Consider the following 20,247-nt stretch of genomic DNA (forward strand, 5'->3'; position numbering starts at 1 on the left):
CACGCGAGCATCTGACGCCTCGCGGCGGGCGGGCGTCAAGCCCTCTACCGTGAGGTCATGACCGACCTACCGCTCGCGCTCGTCACCGGTGCGACCCGCGGCATCGGCGCCGCCGTCGCCCACGCCCTGTCCCCCACACATCGGGTCCTGCTCGGCGGCCGCGACGCGACCGCGCTCGCCGCGCTCGCCGAGGAGCTGCCCGGCAGTACCGCCTGGCCGGTCGACCTCACCGACCCGTCGGCGCTACGGGAGGCGGTCGGCGGCATCGAGGAACTGGAGGTGCTGGTGCATTCCGCCGGGGTGGCCGAACTGGGCACCGTCGCCGAGGCGGAGGCGCAGGCGTGGCGGACGAACTTCGAGGTCAACGTCGTCGCGGTGGCCGAGCTGACCCGGCTGCTGCTGCCCGCGCTGCGTACCGCGAAGGGTCACGTCGTGCTGATCAACTCCGGCGCCGGATTCACCGCCCGTCCCGGCTGGGGTCCGTACGCGGCCAGCAAGTTCGCCCTGCGCGCGTTCGCCGACTCGTTGCGCGCCGAGGAGGAGGGCAACGGCCTGCGTGTCACCTCCGTGCACCCCGGGCGGGTGGACACCGAGATGCAGCGCGTCATCGTGGCCGGGGAGGGCAGGGACTACGACGGTTCCCGTTTCCTCCGGCCGGACTCGGTGGCCACGGCCGTCGTCGGCGCGATCACCGCTACCCCGGACGCGCACCCCACCGAACTGGTTCTCCGGCCGAGCGACCGCTGACCGGGTCCACGGGTTTGCCGCTCGGGTGGGCTTGTTCGCCTTGCTGCGGTGGGTTTGGCGGCGGGGTACCGGGTTGGCTTCGGCTCCTGGTTCGGGGCGGTTCGGGGCCGGGGTTGGGGGGTATCGGGGTGGTGTCTTGGGTTTCGGGCTCGCCTTCGGCGCGCCGTGGGTAACTGTCGCTGCGCGGGGCGTTCGCCGTTGATGGTCACCAGCGACAGTTACCCACGGAACGGGTGTGCTGGTGCTGTCCGGTGCGGTGCGGGTGGGGTGTCGCGTCCGGTTGGGTGTGTCGCGTCCGGGTTCGTACCCCGACTGCCGCGTCCGGTTGTCCTTCGGGGCCTGCTTGACGGGACGGGTGACGCTGGTCGGTTCGGTGTTGTCGGGTTCCTGGCCGCACGGGGGCTTGGTGCTGGTCGGTTTGGTGCTGTCCGGTTCCCGGCCGCGCCTACGCGCTGTCATCACCCGGGCCGGGGTCCGGCGGCACTCGTACGGCTCAATCCCCTGCATAGCGCCCTGCGGAGGCGCTATCTGTGGTCGTTTCTATTGCCCGGGGTCACGTTTTCGTGGAACAGTTTTGCATTAGCGTGATAGGGCCGGGCATGAATGGGACTTTCGCATGCCGGGGTACCTGATGGTGTTATTTCCACTCTTGTGAATGCCCGCTAAAATAAGTGGCATGATCGATGGGGGATCTGTCGAAGTTCAGCTATCCGCGATTCTGGACATGGAATCGCGGGAAACGGTGCGCGTTGATCACAGCGGTGTGAGTCACGGCGGGCTGCTCGGTGCTGGGCTCGGACGGTTGTCGGGGCGGGGGTTGCTACGGGTGATGCGCGATGCCGAGGCCGCGCGCTCCCGTGCGGAAGCTGTGCAGGTGCGGGCGGTGGCCCGCTTCGCTGCCCTGTGCGAAGACCCGCGGGGGGTGGCAACCGAGATCGCACTGACCTTGGCGGCCACCGAACACCGCGCGCAGCGAATGGTCGCGATGGCACAAGCATTGACCACCCGGCTACCGGAAACCTTGGCGGCGATGGAAACCGGCGTCATCGACGCCTACAAAGCCTCCAAAATTGTCGACGCCACCAACCCGCTATCGGACGAGCACGCCGCTGCCGTCGATGCTGCAATGGCTGGTCGAGTGGATGGTCGGAATCCGTCCAGCATTCGCCGTGCGGTCGTGCGCCAAGTCGCGCACGTTGATCCCGGCGGGCATGCCGAACGAGCCCGGAGACGGCGGCTGGATCGTAGTGTGCAACTGGTGCATCAGGACGACGCCATGAGCACCCTCATCGCCGACCTGCCCACCGAAACCGCGACCGCCATCTACACCCGTGTGGACCGCATCGCCACAACCCTGCGCGGCCGCAGCGAAACCCGCACGCTTGAACAGTTGCGTGCTGACGTGTTCGCCGAACTCTGCCTCGGCCACCGTGTCGTGGAGTCGCGCACGGAGGTGTTCGTCCACGTCGCCGCCACCACCCTCGCCGAAGCAGACGATCAGCCCGCCGAACTATCCGGCCATGGACCGATACCGGCCTGGCTCGCCCGGCATCTTGCCCAGAATCCGAACTCCGCGCTGCGCAAGGTAGTCACCGACCCCGTCCACCGAACCGTGCGCGATGTCGGACGCACCCGCTACCGACCACCCACCGCGTTGGCCGAACTCATCAAAGTCCGCGACCGCGAATGCCGCATGCCCGGCTGCCACCGACCAACACACCTATCCGACATCGACCACACCACGGAGTGGCAGAGCGGCGGTCACACCAGCGCCGACAACCTCACCAGCCTCTGCCGACGACACCACCAACTCAAAAACACCCCCGGCTGGCACCTCCACCAAGACACCACCGGAACCCTCCACATCACCACCCCCACCAGACAACACCACACCAGCCACCCCCAACCCCTCCACCCACCAACCAACCTGCCAGCACCCTTCTAACGCAGGCCCCGAGCACCCGAGCCTGCCGCCGATCGCGCACGCTCTTCATCAGAGAGCCGCGTCGTGCCGATCAACTTCGGCGACGGACTCACCGCGCGTCGCGGTTGGGTCCGTACGCGGCCAGCCGGTTCGCCCTGCACGTGTTCGGCGACTTGTTGCGCGCCAAGGGCAAGGGCCCGCGCGTCACCGCAGTGCACCCGGCCGAGCGGCCGCTGACGGGGAACGTCACAGGTCCACGGTTCCGGGTCGGTGTGGGGCGAGGGCTTCGATCAGCCCGCCGTCGAGGTCCTCCCGCAGCGAGACGTTGAGGTCGCGAAGTCCGCCGCCGAGGAGGCCGTTCTCGTCGAAAGGGCAATCGCGCCTGCGGAACCGGACGCCCGGCAGGTGGGGCATTTCGAAGGTGAGGTCGACCATGACGTCCCCGGACGCGATATCGCCGTGCACGGTCAGTTCCGCGCGTTCGGCACCCGCTTCCCGCAGGGTGCGCAGATCGCCGAGCGAGTAGGTCAGGTAGGTAGACAGTTCCTGTTGCCTGCGTACCGCGTGTTCCCGGCCGAGCGGTCTGGGACGGCACAGGTCGGTGATGTCCAACGGCGGCACGAACCGCGGAGCCAGGCCCGCCGGGCGGGGCAGGACGAACCACAACTGGGCCTCCGGCGCGAAGTCCCAGGGCCGCTTGGCCGCCCGCTGGACACACGCCACGGCCAGATCGGCTCCCAGCGTGGCGAGCGAGGTGACCGACCCCGGCGACGGAATCTCCAGTTCGCGCACGGCACCCTCGGCATCGGTCAGCGACACCCTCGCCGACACCGAGCACTGCCCGACAGTCGCTTCCGCTGCCCAGACGTGACCGTCACCGGCCTCGATCCGCCGGTTCGCCGAGCCGAAGAACCGTCGGTGCACCCACCGGCCCGGGGTGTCCGGCCGCGTCTCCGGCAGCGTCCCGGTCGCGTACCGCAGGCGACCATCGGCATCCACGTCGAGGGTGACGCCGATACCGCCGGGCAGATCCTGGACCACCAACTCGTCCTCAACCGGCAAAACGCGCCGGTTCGGCCACTCCCACGTCTCCGGCGCCGGAGCGTCCGCCGCCCAGGAGACCACGTCGAGGACCTGGCCGGACACGCTCAGGCTCACCGCGACCGGCTGCGACCGGTCCACAGCGACGAAGTACGTCCGCAGCCGGGTCACGTACCAGGGAGCGAAAGCACGAGGCGGCGGCCGGACCATCCGCGAGCCCACCGAGCCGGATCCCTCCATTCAGCACAGTGTACGAGCGAATGTACGACCGATCGCGCCGCTCGCGCCCTATGCCAGCCACGCCAGCATGCGGCCCCGGGACCAGCAGCGGCCGATCGCCTCGGCGTGCGGAGCCGACCGGTCGAACATCACCAGGCCGAGGATGCTGTGGCCGGAGGCGGGACGGTCGCCGAGTGTCGGTACCGACGGAGCGACCCCGACGCCCTCCGCCGACACCCACGCCACCCTCCGCCCGCCCGCCGCCTCGCCCAAACGAAGCAAGAAACGCAGACGGCCCTCGGGTGGGAAACGCGACAGCGCCCACGTGCTGGTGACCACGGGCAAGGCGTCCCCGGGGACCAGGGCGAACGCCTCGGACAGCAGCTCGGCGGCATCCCCTCGCAGCAGCAGCGGCGGGTCCGAGGCCGCCAGCGCCAGTTCCGCCTCGAGCCTCGCGGCCCGCTCCGGCTGGTCCGGCGCCAGGCAGGCACGCAACCACCGGGCCTGCTCCGGATCGGTCACGTCGAGCGGATCGAGGTCGATGCCGATCCGGGCGACGACCCCGGGCATCGTCCTGGACGGGACCGGCCGGCCCCCGACGAGCGTGCAGGACTGCCGCACCGGAGACGAGGGCGCACCCACTGCCGGGCCGCCGTCGTAGCTGATCCCGACGCGATCGACGTTCAGGTTGAGTCCGGCCGAACAGCCCACGTCGATCAGCCCGACCGCGTTCGCGCCCGCCCGGCCCGCCGCCTCGGCGATCGCCGGGTACAGCACGGCGCAGTGCCCGGTCTCGTTCGTGCGCGTGCGCCCTCGCGTGGCGACCTCGGCCACCGCGCCGGTCATCCGCAGCAGGGTGTCGATCGCCGCGCCGGCGGCGGCATCCCCGTCCCCGGCGGCGTAGACCGCGGCGAGCGCGGGGGCGTGACCGGCGAGGGCGAGGTCATGCAGCGCGGCGAGGATCACCGTGGGGTGCCGCCTGCGCGCGGGCACCGTCTCGATCGCACCCAGCGCCTCGTCCGACTCGCTCAGCGCGAGGGTCAGGCGTTCGTACAACGGCGAGGTCCCGCCCGTGCCGAAGCGGCGGTACGTCCGAGCCAGGCTGCCTGGCATCCAGGTTCCCGGCCGCCCTAACCGCGGAGCCGGGCGGCGATCCGGCCCACCTCGGCCTGCGCGGCGGCGCGGTCGACCCTCGTCGACTCACCGCCGCCGACGACCTGCTCGCCCGCAACCCAGACGTCACGCACCCGCCGCGAACCGGCCGCCCACACCAGGTTCGACAGCAGTTGTCCGTCCGGGGCGTCCAAACCGGTGGCGAAGGCCGGCTCGTCGACGTCGATGTGCACCAGATCCGCCCAGCGGCCCGGTTCCAGTGCGCCGATGTCCGGCCGGCCGAGCGCCTCCGCGCCACCACGGGTGGCCAGCAGCAGCGCGTCGGCGGCGGTCAGCGCTGTGGAGTCCTGTGTGGACAGACGTGCCAGCATGGTGGCGAGCTGGATCTCCTCCCACAGGTCCAGATCGTCGTTGCTGGCCGGGCCGTCCGTGCCGAGACCGACCGGCACCGAGGCCGCGCGCAGGTCGGTCAGCCGCGCGATCCCCGAGGCCAGCTTCGAGTTCGACCCGGGGCAGTGCGCCGTCCCGACGCCGTACTTCGCGAACAACGCGATGTCCACATCGGACAGATGGACGGTGTGCGCGGCGAGCACCCGGTTGTCCAGCATGCCCACCTTCTCCAGCAGCAGCGGCACCGATCCGTGTTCGGTGCGCTGCTTGACGTCCTCGTCCGGCGCCTCCGCCACGTGGATCTGCACCAGCGCGTCCCGTTCGGCCGCAGCCTCCGCGGTGAGCCGCAGGGCCTTCTCCGGCAGGGTGTACGCCGAATGCGGGCCGTAGGTCACCTCGACCCGGTCACCCGGTCCGTACACCCGGCCGTCCCGGTCGATCCAGGCGTCGATGTCGCGCAGCATCGCCAGCCAGTCCAGCCCGGGCAGGTCCATGATCGGGGCGCCGATCAGCGTGCGGCCACCGGTGGTCAGCACCGCCTCGGCCACCTGCTCGCCGTGGAAGTACATCTCCGCGCTGGTGGTGACCCCGTGCCGCAGCATCTCCACCGAGCCGAGCAACATCCCGGCGCGCACGTCCTCGGCGCGCAGCTTCGCCTCGGCGGGCCAGATGATCTCGCGCAGCCAGCGCAGCAGCGGCAGCTCACCGCCCATACCGCGCAACAGCACCATCGGGCTGTGCGCGTGCGCGTTGATCAGGCCGGGCAGCAGAATTCCGGGCAGGTCGGTGACCAGCGCGCCTTCCAGTGCGGGCGCCTCGGCGGCCGGGCCGCAGTGGGTGATCCGGCCGTCCGCACCGATGTCGACGACGGCATCCCGCAGCACGGAACAGGCCGGGTCGGCGGGCAGGACGATAGGGGCACGGAGACGGCGCGAGGTCATCGCTGCATACTGCCCGGCCCGCTCAGTCCTCGTCCAACAGCCCGCCCCGCCAGGCCCAGGCGGCGATCTCCACCCTGTTGCGGGCGCCCAGTTTCGCCTGCACCGAGGCGAGATGCGTCTTCACCGTGGACAGCGACAGGTACAGGTCACTGCCGATCTCGCCGTTGGTCAGCCCGCGCGCCGCCGCCCGGACCACGTCCAGTTCGCGCGTGGTCAGCGGTTCCTGCGGCTGCTCGACCTCCTTCACCGGCTTGCCCTCGAAGTGCCGCAGCAGCCGGACGGTGATCTGCGGCGAGACCAGCGCGTCGCCCCGGTCGGCCGCGCGCACCGCCTCGATCAGCAGCGCCGGACCCGCGTCCTTGAGCAGGAACCCGCTCGCCCCACCGGCCAGCGCCGCGTGCACGTACTCGTCCAGGTCGAAGGTCGTCACCACCACGACCTTCAGCGGATCGGTCACGTCCGCGCCGGCGAGCTGCCGGGTGACCTCCAGCCCGTCCATCCCGGGCATCCGGATGTCCAGCAGGCACACGTCCGGCCGCAGCTCCCTGGCCTGCCGGACCGCCTCGACACCGTCGGCGACATCGGCGACCACCTGGATGTCGGACTGCGCGTCCAGAATCATCCGGAAGCCCATCCGCACCATCTCCTGGTCATCGGCGATCAGGACACGGATCACTGCTCCCCCTCGGGTTTCACGGTCTCGCACGGCAACCAGGCCTCGACCAGCCAGCCACCGTCGGCGTGCGGGCCCGCCGACAGCCTGCCGTCGAGCAACTCGACCCGTTCCCGCATGCCGACCAGACCGTACCCACCGGACCCACCGGGCGCCGCCCGGCCGCCCGGTCCCGGTGCGGGGTCGTCGTTGTGGATCCGGACGTGCAGCTCGTCGCCGATCGGGCTGACCGCCACCCTGGCCACCGTGGCCCCCGGCGCGTGCTTGCCGACGTTGGTCAGCGACTCCTGCACGATCCGCAGGGTCGACCGGGCGACCTCCTGCGGGATCGCGTCCGGCAGGTCCACCGTCACCTCCGTCGGTACGCCGAGGCTGGCCGTCTCGACCAGCCTGCGCAGATCGGCGGTGAGGTCGGTGGTGGCCTGCTCGCTGATGGTCGTGGTCCCGGCGGGCGGTTCGCCACGCATGCTGCCGACCAGTCGCCGCATCGCGCCGAGCGCCTCGGTTCCGGCCGTCTCGATCCGGCCCAGCGCGTCGACCGCGGCGCTCGGGTCGGTGCCGGACACCATCTGCGCCGCCTGCGCCTGCACCACGATGCCGGTCACGTGATGCGCGACGACGTCGTGCAGCTCCCTGGCCAGTGCCATCCGTTCCGCCGTCTGCGCATCGGTCACCGCTGACTCCACGGTCTTCCGACGCTCCGAATCGCGGCTGCGCAGGAACAGCCCGAAGGCCACCGAGATGCCGAGCAGCAGCGATGCCGACACGGCCAGCGGCTCCAGGCTGCGTGGAGTGGTGGCGGCGGCGCAGTAGGCGACCAGCGCCGACAGCGCCGCGATGTAGGCCAGGGCACGATAGGCGCTCACCTTGCGCACCAGGGCGACGACCACCGCCATCCCGGCGAGCACCTGCGTCGGCGGGATGCCCGCGGCGGCGCTGTACGCAGAGTCGTCGGTCACCACCGTGATCACGACGGCACCGAACATCGCGACTCCGACGCCCATCGCGCCGCGTTCCGCGTACCGGCTGGCCAGCACCGCCGCGGTCGCCGACACCACCGAGGTCAGCACGACCACCAAGCCGAGCAGGCTGCCGTCGAACACCGACGTCAGCTCGACGAACAGCAGGACCGAGAAGATGCCGATCAGCGGCCACTGGTCGCGCAGCAGTTCCGCGCCGAAACCCTGCGCGGGCCTCGGCGCGTCCGGAGCGCGCAGTCGGATACCGGTGATCACCGCGGCGAGTAGCAGCACCGAGCCGGCGGCGAGGCTGATTATGTGGTCGAAGCCCTGCCAGTTCAGGTTCGGCGGCCGGTACTCGGTGGCGAAGAGCGCGACGGAGACGAGCCCGCCGATCGCGCCGACGGCGAACAGTGGCCGCACCAGCCGGGCGCACTGGGTGACCAGGATGAACCCCGCCACGGTCTCGCCGAAGGTGATGTTGCGCAGCAGTGTCGGAAACGCTCGTACCTCGGCGTCGTTCAGCAGCACCGTCGACGCGCCGAGCAGAACCACCGCCGTCACCGCCGCCGCCAGCGGAGCCGACCGGGACCAGAGCGCACATGCCGCCAGGGCCAGCGAGCCCGGCAGCAGCAGCACGCCGCGCCCGACGGAGCTGCCCGTCGTCAGCACGATCAGCAGGTCGCACACCACCGCCGCGAGCAGCACTACACCGGGGATGCCGAGCCACTGCACCACCGACGAGGGACGCACGGACGGATTCTTCACAGAGGGCACTCCAGCGACGGTAGGCGATCCTGCATGGTGCGCGACCCGGCCGGTCAGTCATTCGGCACTCGGCCGATCGGCCGACCGGCCGGGCCCGCTGCCGACCGTCTGCCCGAGGTGCCAGTACGGCCCGGCGCGCGATGGTTCTCGGCAGGTCAGCAACGACAGCGAAATCCCGGGACGCCGATCCCGGTGTGAGAGAGGAAGTACCTGGTGCGTCCGCAGACGAAGGATCCAGTTCGGACGGTCGGAGCGCAGCCCGCGCTGGCCGGTGAGGGTTTGCTGAAGCGATACGGCGACCAACTCGCGCTCGCCGGGGTCGACTTCGCCGTCCAGCCGGGGGAGGCCGTCGCGATCGTCGGGCCCTCGGGCTCGGGGAAGAGCTCGCTGCTGCACGTGCTCGCGGGCATCCTGCGAGCCGACGGCGGGCAGATCTTCCTCGCCGGGGAGCGCATCGATCAGCTCAGCGAGACCAAGCGCAGCGAACTGCGGCGCACCGAGTTCGGCTTCGTGTTCCAGTCCGGAATGCTGGTGGCCGAGCTGAGCGCCGAGGAGAACGTCGCGCTGCCCGCCCTGCTCGGTGGGGCCGGACGGTCCAAGGCGCTGGCCGCGGGACGTGAGTGGCTGACGCACCTCGGCCTGCGCGGCAAGGAGAAGCGCCGTCCCGGCGAGTTGTCCGGCGGCGAGGCGCAGCGTGTCGCGATCGCCAGGGCGCTGTGCCACCAGCCGTCGGTGATCTTCGCCGACGAACCGACCGGCGCGCTCGACACCCGCACCGGCCAGGAAACGATGAACGCGCTCCTCGGTGCGGCCGCCGACAGCGGAGCCGCGGTGATCGTGGTGACCCACGACCGGGACCTGGCCGCCGCGCTGCCGCGCACCGTCACCATCCGCGACGGCCGGGTGATCACCCGATGAGGGGCTTCGGACTGGCGATGAAGGTGCTGCGGGTCGACCGCCGCGCCCGCACCTCGGCGATCCTCACCGGTGTCGGCGTCGCCATGGCGACCGCGCTGGTGCTGCTGCTGGCGAGCCTGCCGTTCGCCGCCCAGGCGCGCGCCGAACGTTCGATCTGGCAACAGGACTACGGACCCTCCGAGGCGCAGGCCACCCTCTCGGTCGCATACAGCTCCGACTACAGCGGCGACGAGGAGATCACCCGCCTCGACGTCGCACCGATCCAGGACGCGTCCACTGTGGAGCTTCCGGCGGGGCTGCCGAAGCTGCCGGGCCCCGGTGAGGTGCTGGTGTCGCCCGCGCTGGCCGAGCGGATGCAGAGCCTGCCAGGGTCCCAGCTCGCCGATCGCTTCAACGGCGAGGTCGCGGGCACCATCGGGCCGGAGGCGCTGGAGTTCCCCGAGCAGTTGGCCGCCGTCGTCGGGCACACGCCGGACACGATCTCCGCCACCGCGACGAACGTCGACGGCTTCACCACCGGGCCCGTCTACGCGGACGGGTTCCTCGAACTGCTCGCCGGTGTCGGCCTGGTCGTGCTGGTGGTGCCGAGTCTGGTGCTCGCCGCCTCGGCCGCGCGGCTGACCGCCGCCCGCAGGGAACGCAGGCTGGCCGCGATGCGGCTGGCCGGAGCCACCCCACGCCAGGTGGTCTCGGCGGTCAGCGCGGAGACCGGGATCGCCGCGGTCGGTGGCACGCTGCTCGGTCTGGCGATCAGTCCGGGGCTGCGCTGGCTGGCCACCTTCGTCCCGTGGGAAGGCGGAACCTGGCTCCTCAGCGACTTCACCCCGCCACTTCCGCTGACGATCTTCGCATTGATCGCGACTCCGATCCTGGTGCTGATGGCCGCGGTGATCGGATTGCGCAAGGTCGTCTACACCCCGCTGGGCGCCACGGCGCGGACCGCGCCGAAACCACTGCACTGGTGGCGGCTGCTGGCCTTGCCGGTGGCGATCGGCGGCTTCTTCCTGGCGGTCGGCAACTCCTCCGGGGACAGCGGCCCGATAGTCGCGCTGATCGGTCTCGCCGCGATGATCGCCTCCGCCGCGCTGGTCGGGCCATGGCTGACCTCGGCGGTCGGCCGGGTGTTCGTCCGGGTGTGGCGGCGGCCCGCCGGGCTGCTGGCAGGCAGGCGGCTCACCGACGACCCGAAGGGCGCCTACCGGGCCTCCGCGGGTGTGGTGCTGGCCGTGTTCGCCGGTTCGATGGCGCTGACGCTGCTGCCGACGTTCGAAGCGCAGGCCGGTGGCGGCCCCTTGTTCAAGGACGAGGTGCTCTACGTCGAATCCATCACCGAGGGCGCTGACGCCGCAGCGGAACGCGCGAACGCCGAGCTCGCCCGGTACGGCCAGGTCGAGCGGGTCCGCGCGGTGCCGACCGTCTACGTCCGCGACGGCGACCGGAACACCCAGGCGCTGGTGGCCGACTGCAACACCGCCGCCGAACTCACCCGTTTCGACACGACGTCCATGTGTGCCTCGGGACCAGGGGTGTACAGCGGGCGGCAGCTCGACGCCGGCGCGCTCAGCGCCACCACCGACTCGACGGCCCCCGGCGTCCCGTTCGCTCCGGGAACCCTGGCGAAGACGCTGCCGGCCGAGGACCAGGATCTGGCCAACCGGCTGATCGTCGACCCCGCTGTGTTGCCGGCCGGGGTGGTTCCGCAGTCCGCGATGCTCGCGGTCCCGGCGAGCGGGGAGTCCAGGGACGTCGTGCGCACCGCACTGGCGGGCGCGGTCGACGGGGCGCAGGTGGAGAGCAGGGAGATCCTCCTCGCCGGTCAGCAGACGACGCTGGCCGACCTGCGCAGGGTGACGGTGATCGGTCTCGGCGCCGCGGCACTGCTGGCCGGGTGCAGTGCGGCGATCGCGACCGCCGGATCGGTGATGGACCGCCGCCGGACGTTCGGCACGCTGCTCGCCGCCGGAACTCCGGTGCGAACGCTGGCACGGGCGTTGCGCACCGAGGCGGCGCTGCCCGCCATCGTCGCCACGGTCGGTGCCGGTGGGGTGGGCATCCTCGCCGCGATCGGCCTGCTGCAGACCGCCGAGGAGGGCGGTCCGGTACTCACCCCGTGGGTACTGGCGCCGATCGTGCTGGGTGCCGGAGTCGCGGTGTTCGCCGCCGCGGTCTGCCGTCCCGCGCTCAAGCGAGTCCAGACGGAGCCGCTCGCCGACGAGTGAGCGGAGCCAAGTAGGGGGAACACGGGGCGGTTGCCGCCTTCTCATCGGGGGGAAGGTGGCAACCGCCCCGCGTCACGCCCACCCCCCTCCGCCCCTCCCTGCCCCGTGTCGCGCGCTCGGGCACACCGTGTCGGGCTTTCCGGCACACCGTGTCGCGCGCCCTGACCCCCCGTGTCGCGCGTTCTGACCCCTCGTGTCGGGCGTTCTGACCCCTCGTGTCGGCGCCCAGGACCCAAGCCGTGTCGGGCGTTCCGGTAGGTGGCCGAAATGCGGATGACCCCCCCGCCACCGGCGAGAAGATCCACCGGTACGTGCAGCCGAGACGACGGAGTGACCGCAGATGGCCCAGCATCGGATCGTTCCTAGCCTGTTCCCGCCGCCCGGATACGCGCATGCCGCCGTGCTCGACGCGGGCGAACGACTGGCCTTCCTGGCCGGATCCGTGCCGCTCGACGCCGACGGGAACCTGGTCGGTGCCGGAGACCACGTCGCGCAGGCGCACCAGGTCCTCGGCAACCTGACGGCCGCGCTCACCGACATCGGCAGCGAGCCCGGCCGGGTGGTCGCCAGCACCGTGTACGTGGTGGCCGCCGTGGAACAGGACCTCTACGACGTCTGGGACGTGGTGCGCGCCTCCGGGCTGTCGGCGGGCCCGCACACCTCGACGCTGCTCGGCGTATCGATGCTGGGCTATCCGGGCCAACTGGTGGAGATCACGGCGACGGCGACCGTCCCGGGGTGACGCTCCGCCGCCGCGCGGACGTCCGCGTCAGCCTGATGGCCGGTCGATACCAGCCGCTCGGCCGATACGCGAGACGCCACGCAGGACGGATGCTGGTCGCAGCCGGATGGACGCACCAGGCTCCGTCCCGCGACGCGAGGAGGTTGCCATGTCGGCCGTCGAACTCACCGGGGTCGTGGTGGTACTCACCGTGCTGACCCTGCTGGCCTGCGTGTCCGTGCTCGTCGACCTGGGCGACCGGCTGCCCGCCCGTGGCCGTCGCGCCCGCGCGGAGGCCGCCGCGGCAGCCGTCCCGGCCGCCCGGTAGCCCTGGGGCGTCAGCCGATCCGTTCGAACACGAGGTCGCGGCTGATCCGGCCCTCGTCCCTGGCCCGGTTCTCGAACTTGGTCACCGGACGCCAGTCCGGACGCGGCGCCCAGCCACCGGGCTCGTCGGCGAACCTGTTGCGCAGCAAGGGTTCCGCCGAGCACACCGCGAGCATCTGCTCCGCGTAGTGCTCCCAGTCGGTGGCCATGTGCACGGTCCCGCCGGGCTTCAGCCGGGACGCGACCAGCGCCACGAACTCCGGCTGCACCAGCCTGCGTTTGTGGTGGCGCTTCTTCGGCCACGGGTCCGGGAAGTAGATCCGGACGCCGGCGAGACTTTCCGGCTCGACGTGCGCGTTGAGCAGAATGACGGCGTCACCGTGCAACAGCCGCAGGTTCGTCACGTCCAGCCGGTCGGCACGCAGCATGAGCTGACCGAGACCGGCCTCGTAGACCTCGACGGCGACGTAGTTGCGCTCCGGTTCGGCGGCGGCGAGCTGCGAGGTCGTCTCGCCCATCCCGGAGCCGATCTCCAGGGTCACCGGCGCGGTACGCCCGAACCAGGCGTCGAAGTCGAGCGGCCCCGGCTCCAGCGCCGCGACCGCCCGCCCGAGTTCCGGCCAGCGCTCGTCCCACGCCCGCTGCTGGGCGACGGTCATCCGCCCCCCGCGCTGTACGTAACTGACGACGCTGCGCAGCCTCGGCTGCCCCTCGCTCTCGCCCACCGGGACATCCACCAATCTCAGATCTCCAGCCCCACGCTGGCGTTCCATTGCCGGTGCAAGTCCAGCACGGGCACCTGCGCGTCCTCACGCGGGCCGAAGAATCCGCACGGTGTGCCGGTGCTGTACTGCCAGTAGATCGTCGCGCGTGGGCCGTCCGAGGTGATCTCGAACAGGCCGCCGCCGCGCCAGAACATCGGATCGGACCACTTCGAGCCGGGTTCGGCGTGCAGCATCTGCGTGTACGCCTCGCAGGCTTCCTGGGTGTCGCCGGAGAGGAAGTTGGCGAAGTAGTCGGCGCCGTCGGTGCCCCGGTACTGGCAGCGCACGTGGCTGCGGGCACCGACCGTGTCGCCGATGCCGGAGGTGCCGATCGCGTTCACGCAGCCCAGCGCCCGGTCCACGGCGCCACCGGCGAAGCCGAGCAACTCCATGTCGTTGCCGAAGGCGAGGGAGTTGTCCGGCTTCGGCTCGGTCGTGGTGACCCTGGCGGACGAGGACGTCGGCCCGGTCGAGGTGGACGGCCGCGCGGACGAGGACGGCGACGGACTCGGCTGCCCGCCGAGCCGCTCCTCACCCGAACTCGACGCGACGGTCACCGCGGTCACCGTCGCGGCCACCACCAGCACCGCGGCCGCCGCCACCGTGTACGGCCATTTCGGCCGCTTCGCCGGGGGCGTCTGCCAGGTCCGTTGCGCGGGGAACGGCTGTGGCGGCGTCGGCTGATGGACGGCCTGCTGCCCCGGGTACGCAGGGAACGACTGCGGCGTGGTCGGCGGGAACGGCATCGGCGCCGTGAGCTGCCGGGTGTCGTCGGCGTCCGCCACGTTGCCCGCGCCGAGCGCGACGCTGCATTCCGGCGAGTCGACGGCCACCGGCAGCACGCCGACCCGCTCGTTGATCAACTGCGCGACCAGCGGCATCCGGGTCGCGCCGCCGACCAGGAAGACGGCGCGCAGGTCGACGCCCGCGACGGTGGTCGCCAGCAGCGTGATCGAACGTTCCAGCCCGGGACGCACCAGGTCTTCCAGCTCGCGGCGGGTGACGTGGGCGTCGGGCAGCGGCGGGGGTAGCGGGATGTCGGTCTGCGGGTAGGAGGACAGTGCTTCCTTGCCCGCGCGGATGTCGTCGGCCAGCGTGCGCGAGGAGCGGCGCATCGCCGGCGTCGACGGCCTGCGCAGTTCGTCCCAGAGCTCGGTGGTGGACTCGGCGTGTTCCCGGCTGAGCGTCGTGCGGACGTGCTCGTGCAGGAGATGATCGACGTCGCGGCCACCGAAGTCCGGGATCCCGGCCTCGGCAAGCAGATGCCAGCCGGCCGGGGTGCGCTGCAGGACCGCGATGTCGGTGGTGCCGCCGCCCATGTCGAAGACGGCGATCGCCTGTCCGACCTGCGGTTCACCGACCGCGCCGGAGCGGGTGAAGTGGGTGGCCGCGGCCACCGGTTCGGCGACCAGCCGCAGTTCGCACTGCCAGCCCGCACGACGGGCGGCGTGGGCGAGGGCGTCGCGCCGGGTCTGCCGCCAGCCCGCCGGGTGCGTCAGCACGACGGTCTCCGGCGGTCCGCCGAGCTGCCGTTCCGCCTCGGCCGCGACCCTGCCGAGCACGGCGGCGATGAGTTCGGTGACTTCGACGGGTGTGCTGCCGAGCAGCACCTGTCCGTCGTCGATGCGCTGCTTCGGGTTGGGTTCGTAGCGCGCGGGGTCGAGGCGGGCCTGCCGCTCGGCTTCCCGGCCGACGACGATCGATCCGTCGTCGGCCAGCCACACCGTGGACGGCAGCACCGGCCAGCCGTCGAAGGTGAGCAGACTCGGTGCCGCGCCGGGGGAACTCCGCACGGCCGCGACGGTGTTCGACGTACCGAAGTCGACGGCCAGTTCACGCACGGGAGAACCTTACTGCCGGAATTTGCCGGTGTGGGGCGGTTCCCGGCAAGCCGGTCAGCGAATCGCCTCGAACTCACCGAGCCGGGATCGCAGCCCGGCCAGGCCGGCGACCGGCAGTGGTGCGGGGGTCGGGCCGTTGTGCGCGGGCAACACGTCGATCCAGCCGGTGTGCCTGCTGGTGTTCAGCACGGTGGTCGGGATCGAGTAGCCGGTCGCACCGCCCTCGGACGGGATGAACTCCCAGTACCCGGACTCGCCGTCGGCGGCCCATGGCACGAACTCCCAGCCGGGGCGCGGGCCGAGGAGCTGCGTGATGCGGTCCTCCACCCGGAAACCGTCCTCCCGGGAGTCGAGCGTGCCCGCGGCGATGGCGCGCAGCCACCACGGTGCCGGGACGGCTCCGCCAAAACGACTGGATGCCCGGAACAGTTCGAGTACCCGCTTCTCCGGTGCGCGATGTACCCAGGCACGGCGCAGTTCGGCGGGTTTGGTCGCGGAGTCCGCGACCCGCGGCAGCTCGATCGCCTGGGACCACTCCAGGCCGAGCATCGGTTCGAGACGAGGCTGGTTGCCGCGCATCAATGGAATCCCTGGCCGTCCGGAAGGACTGGCAGGGATGGGACTGACGCCGGTATCGACCACCGTCAAAGGTCACCTCCGTGGAGCTGGCGAGACGGATCACTTCATGTATGGCCTGGTCAGCGACTCCGCGTCCGGTGAATGTGGGAGAAACCACAGGCGCTTAACGTGGTTTTAATGTGCCGACGTGCGGTATCGCACTCTTTATGTCGTGCGGATCATGAACAGTGTTACCCAAAGTGGTCCCGGGTCGCCCAGATGGCGGCGAGGTTCGACGTTCGCAGCCACGAATTCGCGTCGTACCAGCGATTCGTTGCGCGCAATAGTGATAACGCTTCGTCGTCGAGCGCATTCGTTCGGGAACGGTTTTCCCGGTGCTGCTCCGGCCTGCGTCCCCCGCGCACGGAAAAGCCCGGGTCGTCCCCCGAAGAACGACCCGGGCCCTGTTTCCCCGTTCCCGCCCGCTCCGCGCCCCGAGCGCGGTGCCGGCGGGCTTTCCCCTCTCCCTTGCGGGAATTCTTTTCTAGGCGTCGCGCCGCTTCGTGACGACGATGGCGATGGCGAACACCGCGACCGCCCAGGCCGCGAAGTAGATCAGCGCCATGGTCGGGCTCAGCGTGCTCGTCGACGCGGGCGGACCGGCCTGCGGCGGGTTGTCGCCGGTGATGAACTTGTTGACGACGTTGAACGGCATCCACTGGTAGATGCTGTCGCCGATCTTCGGAATGATCGGCATCAGCGATTCGACGGCGAGCGTGTAGATCATCAGCAGTGCGATCGCCCCGGCGCTGTGCCGGAGCAGGACGCCGACACCGATTGCCAGTACCGCGGCGAGCGCGTACACCGGGCCGATCCCCGCGACGTTGGTCCACTCGGCCGCCGAGCTCAGGCTCAGGTCGGCGTCCGGCTGGAGAAGCTGCGAGACGGCCAGCGAGCCGAAGGCGGACACCAGGCCGATGACCAGGCCGACCAGCGCGACGACGACGGCCTTGGCGCCCAGGGCGGCGGCCCGGTTCGGGATCGCCTGGAACGTGGTGCGCATCGTGCCGAAGCGGTACTCGGTGGTCACGGCCAGTGCCGCCAGCACCATCACCACCGGCATGCCGAAGTTGTAGCCGAACTGGGTGCTGCCGACGCTGATCCCACCCGGATCGTCGATGGTGCCGGCGACCAATGCGGACAGGCCGACGGTGACGACGACGGCGATCAGCGCGCACCACCACGGCGACCGGGTGGAGAACAGTTTGATGCGTTCAACTGCGAGCAGAGTCATGGTCTTCTCGAATCCTTGGGGTCGGGTCGGTCAGCGGTTGCTCGGTACGAGCGGGTCCGTCTGGCCGGCGAGCACCTGCTGCGCCTCGTTCTCGAGTTCGGTGTGGTACTCGACCGAGTCGCCGGTGATCTGCATGAAGGCCTGCTCCAGCGAGCCCTGCTGCGGGCTCAGCTCGTGCAGGACGAAGTTGTTGGCGGCGGCGAGCTCGCCGATCCGGTCACTGTCCATTCCGGACACCAGCAGGCTCGCGCCCTCGTCCTCGCGCACCTCGGTGCCTGCTTGCTGCAGCGCCGCGCGCAACTGCGGGAGCTGCGGGCTGCGCACCTTGACGGTGTTCTCCGACGCGCGGGAGACGAACTCGGTGGTGGTGCTCTGCGAGATCAGCTCGCCCTTGCCGATGACGACGAGCTCGCTGGCCGTCAGCGCCATCTCCGAGAGCAGGTGGCTGGAGACGAACACCGTCCTGCCCTCCTCGGCGAGGCGGTGCATGAACTTGCGGATCCAGAGGATGCCCTCGGGGTCCAGGCCGTTCACCGGTTCGTCGAACAGCAGCACCTCGGGGTCGCCGAGCAGGGCGGCCGCGATGCCGAGCCGCTGCGACATGCCGAGCGAGAAACCGCCCGCGCGCTTGCCTGCGACGCCGGAGAGTCCGACCGCGTCCAGTACCTCGTCGACGCGCTTGGCGGGCAGCTTGTTCGACTTCGCCATCCACGCCAGGTGTGCGCGGGCGGAACGGTTCGGGTGCACCCACTTCGCGTCCAGCAGGGCACCGACCGTCCGAAGTGGATACTTCAGCTCGTGGTACCGCTTGCCGCCGATGGTGACCTGGCCGGCCGTGGGGTTGTCCAGGCCCAGCATCATCCGCATCGTGGTGGACTTGCCCGCGCCGTTGGGGCCCAGGAAGCCGGTGACGCGGCCGGCCGCGACACTGAACGACAGGTCGTTCACCGCAAGCGTCTTTCCGTAACGCTTGGTGAGGCTCCGTGCCTCGATCATGTCTTCCTCCTCGAAAGCGTCCCAGTTCCAGCCGGACGCTTTACTGCTGGGCTGTTCTCGTGCGCCGGTGGCCGTTGCCGACCGGGTAATCATGGCTGACGACTGTGCCGAGCGCGTCATCCTGCAGGGCGAACCTCATCCCCGACCCAGGTAGTAGCTTCGCGCACCGGTCGTCTCCGGCGCGATCGGTGATGACCCTGACCCGACCCTGAACCATCTCGGTGCCGGGAGGGTGTTGCCGTGGTTAATGAACGATGATTCAATAACTCTGTGGCCCGCCCCCGAAGCATTTCCGACGAACGGCTTCTCGCCGCCGCGGCCGCGGTGATCGGCAGGTCAGGGCCGGGTTTCACGCTGGCGCAGGTCGCCGCCGAGGCCGGTGTCGCGGTCGGCACCGTCGCCAAGCGGTTCGGCTCGAAGAACGGATTGCTCCGCGCGCTGAGCCGGATCACTACACAGTGGACGGTCGAGGTGGTCAGGGTCGCCGCCGCGGCGGTGGACGGTCCGCTCGCGGCACTGCGCGCCGGAGTCGTCGCCACCTACTCGGGGCTGACCCCCGCCGAGGGGGCGGGCAACGGGGCCGAAGCCGCGACGAACCATCTCGGCCAGCTCGGCGTCGACCTCGGCGACCCGGAGCTGCGTGCGCTGCTCGGCGAGCACTACGCGGCCCTGGAGTCCGAGCTGCGCCGTCTCGTCCGCCGCGCCGCCGCCGTCGAGGACTGGCGCGGCCCGGCACCGGCACGGGCGGCGCGGGTGCTGCTGTCGGTGGTGAACGGGGCCGCGCTGGACTGGTCGATCCGGCCGAAGGGGCGGCTGGCCGACCGGCTGGTCGTGGAAACCGACGCGGTGCTGGCCGGCTGGCACCGGGAGCAGGAGGGGAAGAGATGAACGACTCCGGTGAACTGGCGGGCAGGACCGTGGTGGTGACCGGCGCGACGCGCGGCTGTGGGCGGGCGATCGCGGTGGAACTGGGCAGGCTCGGCGCCACCGTGTACGTCACCGGGCGGACCACAAGGGACAGTGCCTCGCCGATCAACCGCCCGGAGACCATCGAGGAGACCGCCGAACTGGTGGACGCCGCGGGCGGACGCGGCATCGCCGTCCGGTGCGACTACACGTCCGTGTCCGATGTGGACGCCCTGCGGGAGCGGATCGAGTCCGAGGCGGACGGCCGGGTGGACATCCTGGTGGACGACATCTGGGGCGGCGACCCGTTCGTCGACTTCGCCTCCGCGTACTGGGAGTCCGAACTGGAGACGGCGCTGTCGGTGGTCCGCAACGGGCTGGAGACGCACCTGATCGCGCTGCACCGGTTGCTGCCGCTGGTCGTCGCCGCGGGCGGTCTGGTGCTGGAGGTGACCGACGGCGACAACGAGGACTACGTCGGCGCCGGGATCCCCTACTACCTGGTCAAGTCCGGCATCCGTTCGATAGGCAGGGCGCTCGGCACCGAGCTGGCGAAACACGGCTGCACCGGCCTCACCGTCACCCCTGGTTTCCTCCGCTCCGAGGCGATGCTCGACCACTTCGGCGTCACCGAGCAGACCTGGCGCGAGGCGGTGGACCCCACCGACCCGGAACGCGCCGCCTTCGCCGTCTCGGAGACCCCGCACTACCTCGGCCGCGCCGTGGCGGCACTGGCCACCGACCCGGAGGTCGGCCGTCACGCCGGGCAGGTACTCGCCTCGTGGACGCTGATGCACACCTACGGCTTCACCGACCTCGACGGCACCCGCCCCGACTTCGGCAGGTGGCTGGCGGAGGTGCATGCCGTGGGGGCCGACCCGGCCACCGTCGACGCGTCCGCCTTCCGCTGACCGCGGGCACGCCGGCC

General features: G+C 71.0%; 18 protein-coding genes. 8 read left to right on the plus strand and 10 right to left on the minus strand.

Annotated features, from left to right (window positions below; translation table 11 throughout):
- The first annotated feature begins 57 nt into the window (after positions 1-57).
- Both CFN78_RS14070 and CFN78_RS14075 read left to right on the plus strand, forming a co-directional pair.
- Complete coding sequence (locus tag CFN78_RS14070; RefSeq protein ID WP_094863215.1) at positions 58-747, plus strand: SDR family oxidoreductase; 690 nt, start codon at positions 58-60, stop codon at positions 745-747.
- 676 nt (positions 748-1,423) lie between these two features.
- Positions 1,424-2,692 carry an HNH endonuclease signature motif containing protein gene (locus tag CFN78_RS14075; protein WP_276307334.1) on the plus strand — a complete coding sequence of 423 codons (1,269 nt, stop codon included), beginning with the start codon at positions 1,424-1,426 and terminating at the stop codon, positions 2,690-2,692.
- Positions 2,693-2,917: 225 nt separating this feature from the next.
- Here the strand turns inward: CFN78_RS14075 and CFN78_RS14080 are convergent, their stop codons facing one another.
- The 5 genes from CFN78_RS14080 to CFN78_RS14100 are packed head-to-tail and all read right to left on the minus strand — an operon-like array spanning position 2,918 to position 8,784.
- Entirely contained in the window at positions 2,918-3,952 is a 1,035-nt protein-coding gene (locus CFN78_RS14080) for a hypothetical protein (protein WP_094863217.1), read from the minus strand.
- A 48-nt stretch (positions 3,953-4,000) separates the two neighbouring features.
- Complete coding sequence (locus CFN78_RS14085; RefSeq protein ID WP_094863218.1) at positions 4,001-5,044, minus strand: DUF2332 domain-containing protein; 1,044 nt, start codon at positions 5,042-5,044, stop codon at positions 4,001-4,003.
- Between the two features lie 17 nt (positions 5,045-5,061).
- Positions 5,062-6,375, minus strand: coding sequence for an amidohydrolase family protein (locus CFN78_RS14090; RefSeq protein WP_094863219.1), 1,314 nt, complete (start codon positions 6,373-6,375; stop codon positions 5,062-5,064).
- A gap of 22 nt (positions 6,376-6,397) precedes the next feature.
- Entirely contained in the window at positions 6,398-7,051 is a 654-nt protein-coding gene (locus CFN78_RS14095; RefSeq protein WP_094863220.1) for a response regulator, read from the minus strand.
- Positions 7,048-8,784 (minus strand): sensor histidine kinase, encoded by a 1,737-nt coding sequence (locus CFN78_RS14100; protein WP_094863221.1) that lies wholly within the window; start codon positions 8,782-8,784, stop codon positions 7,048-7,050. Before CFN78_RS14100 ends, CFN78_RS14095 begins: the two co-directional genes overlap by 4 nt.
- Positions 8,785-8,988: 204 nt before the next feature.
- Between CFN78_RS14100 and CFN78_RS14105 the strand changes: the two genes are divergently transcribed.
- The 4 genes from CFN78_RS14105 to CFN78_RS29140 all read left to right on the plus strand — a co-directional run bounded on the left by CFN78_RS14105 (position 8,989) and on the right by CFN78_RS29140 (position 12,961).
- Positions 8,989-9,693, plus strand: coding sequence for an ABC transporter ATP-binding protein (locus CFN78_RS14105; protein ID WP_094863222.1), 705 nt, complete (start codon positions 8,989-8,991; stop codon positions 9,691-9,693).
- Positions 9,690-11,912 carry an ABC transporter permease gene (locus tag CFN78_RS14110; protein ID WP_094863223.1) on the plus strand — a complete coding sequence of 741 codons (2,223 nt, stop codon included), beginning with the start codon at positions 9,690-9,692 and terminating at the stop codon, positions 11,910-11,912. Before CFN78_RS14105 ends, CFN78_RS14110 begins: the two co-directional genes overlap by 4 nt.
- 340 nt (positions 11,913-12,252) lie before the next feature.
- Positions 12,253-12,654 carry a RidA family protein gene (locus CFN78_RS14115; RefSeq protein WP_094863224.1) on the plus strand — a complete coding sequence of 134 codons (402 nt, stop codon included), beginning with the start codon at positions 12,253-12,255 and terminating at the stop codon, positions 12,652-12,654.
- A 148-nt stretch (positions 12,655-12,802) separates the two neighbouring features.
- Complete coding sequence (locus CFN78_RS29140; RefSeq protein WP_165777551.1) at positions 12,803-12,961, plus strand: hypothetical protein; 159 nt, start codon at positions 12,803-12,805, stop codon at positions 12,959-12,961.
- 10 nt (positions 12,962-12,971) lie between these two features.
- Here the strand turns inward: CFN78_RS29140 and trmB are convergent, their stop codons facing one another.
- The 5 genes from trmB to CFN78_RS14140 all read right to left on the minus strand — a co-directional run bounded on the left by trmB (position 12,972) and on the right by CFN78_RS14140 (position 18,413).
- Positions 12,972-13,619 carry a tRNA (guanosine(46)-N7)-methyltransferase TrmB gene (gene trmB, locus CFN78_RS14120; RefSeq protein ID WP_240519450.1) on the minus strand — a complete coding sequence of 216 codons (648 nt, stop codon included), beginning with the start codon at positions 13,617-13,619 and terminating at the stop codon, positions 12,972-12,974.
- A gap of 83 nt (positions 13,620-13,702) precedes the next feature.
- The gene (locus CFN78_RS14125; protein ID WP_094863226.1) at positions 13,703-15,565 is read right to left on the minus strand and encodes an Hsp70 family protein; all 1,863 of its coding nucleotides are present in this window, start codon (positions 15,563-15,565) and stop codon (positions 13,703-13,705) included.
- Between the two features lie 54 nt (positions 15,566-15,619).
- Positions 15,620-16,144, minus strand: coding sequence for a hypothetical protein (locus CFN78_RS14130; protein ID WP_094863227.1), 525 nt, complete (start codon positions 16,142-16,144; stop codon positions 15,620-15,622).
- Between the two features lie 523 nt (positions 16,145-16,667).
- A complete protein-coding gene (locus tag CFN78_RS14135; RefSeq protein ID WP_094863228.1) occupies positions 16,668-17,417 on the minus strand; it encodes an ABC transporter permease in 750 nt (249 codons plus the stop codon).
- A 30-nt stretch (positions 17,418-17,447) separates the two neighbouring features.
- Complete coding sequence (locus CFN78_RS14140) at positions 17,448-18,413, minus strand: ABC transporter ATP-binding protein (protein ID WP_094863229.1); 966 nt, start codon at positions 18,411-18,413, stop codon at positions 17,448-17,450.
- Positions 18,414-18,683: 270 nt separating this feature from the next.
- Between CFN78_RS14140 and CFN78_RS14145 the strand changes: the two genes are divergently transcribed.
- Together CFN78_RS14145 and CFN78_RS14150 are read left to right on the plus strand one after the other, a co-directional pair.
- Complete coding sequence (locus CFN78_RS14145) at positions 18,684-19,301, plus strand: TetR family transcriptional regulator (RefSeq protein ID WP_094863230.1); 618 nt, start codon at positions 18,684-18,686, stop codon at positions 19,299-19,301.
- A complete protein-coding gene (locus CFN78_RS14150; RefSeq protein WP_094863231.1) occupies positions 19,298-20,230 on the plus strand; it encodes an SDR family oxidoreductase in 933 nt (310 codons plus the stop codon). The genes CFN78_RS14145 and CFN78_RS14150 overlap by 4 nt, the downstream gene beginning before the upstream one ends.
- The last annotated feature ends 17 nt before the right edge of the window (positions 20,231-20,247 follow it).

It is taken from the genome of Amycolatopsis antarctica (assembly GCF_002262875.1).
GTDB lineage: Bacteria > Actinomycetota > Actinomycetes > Mycobacteriales > Pseudonocardiaceae > Amycolatopsis > Amycolatopsis antarctica.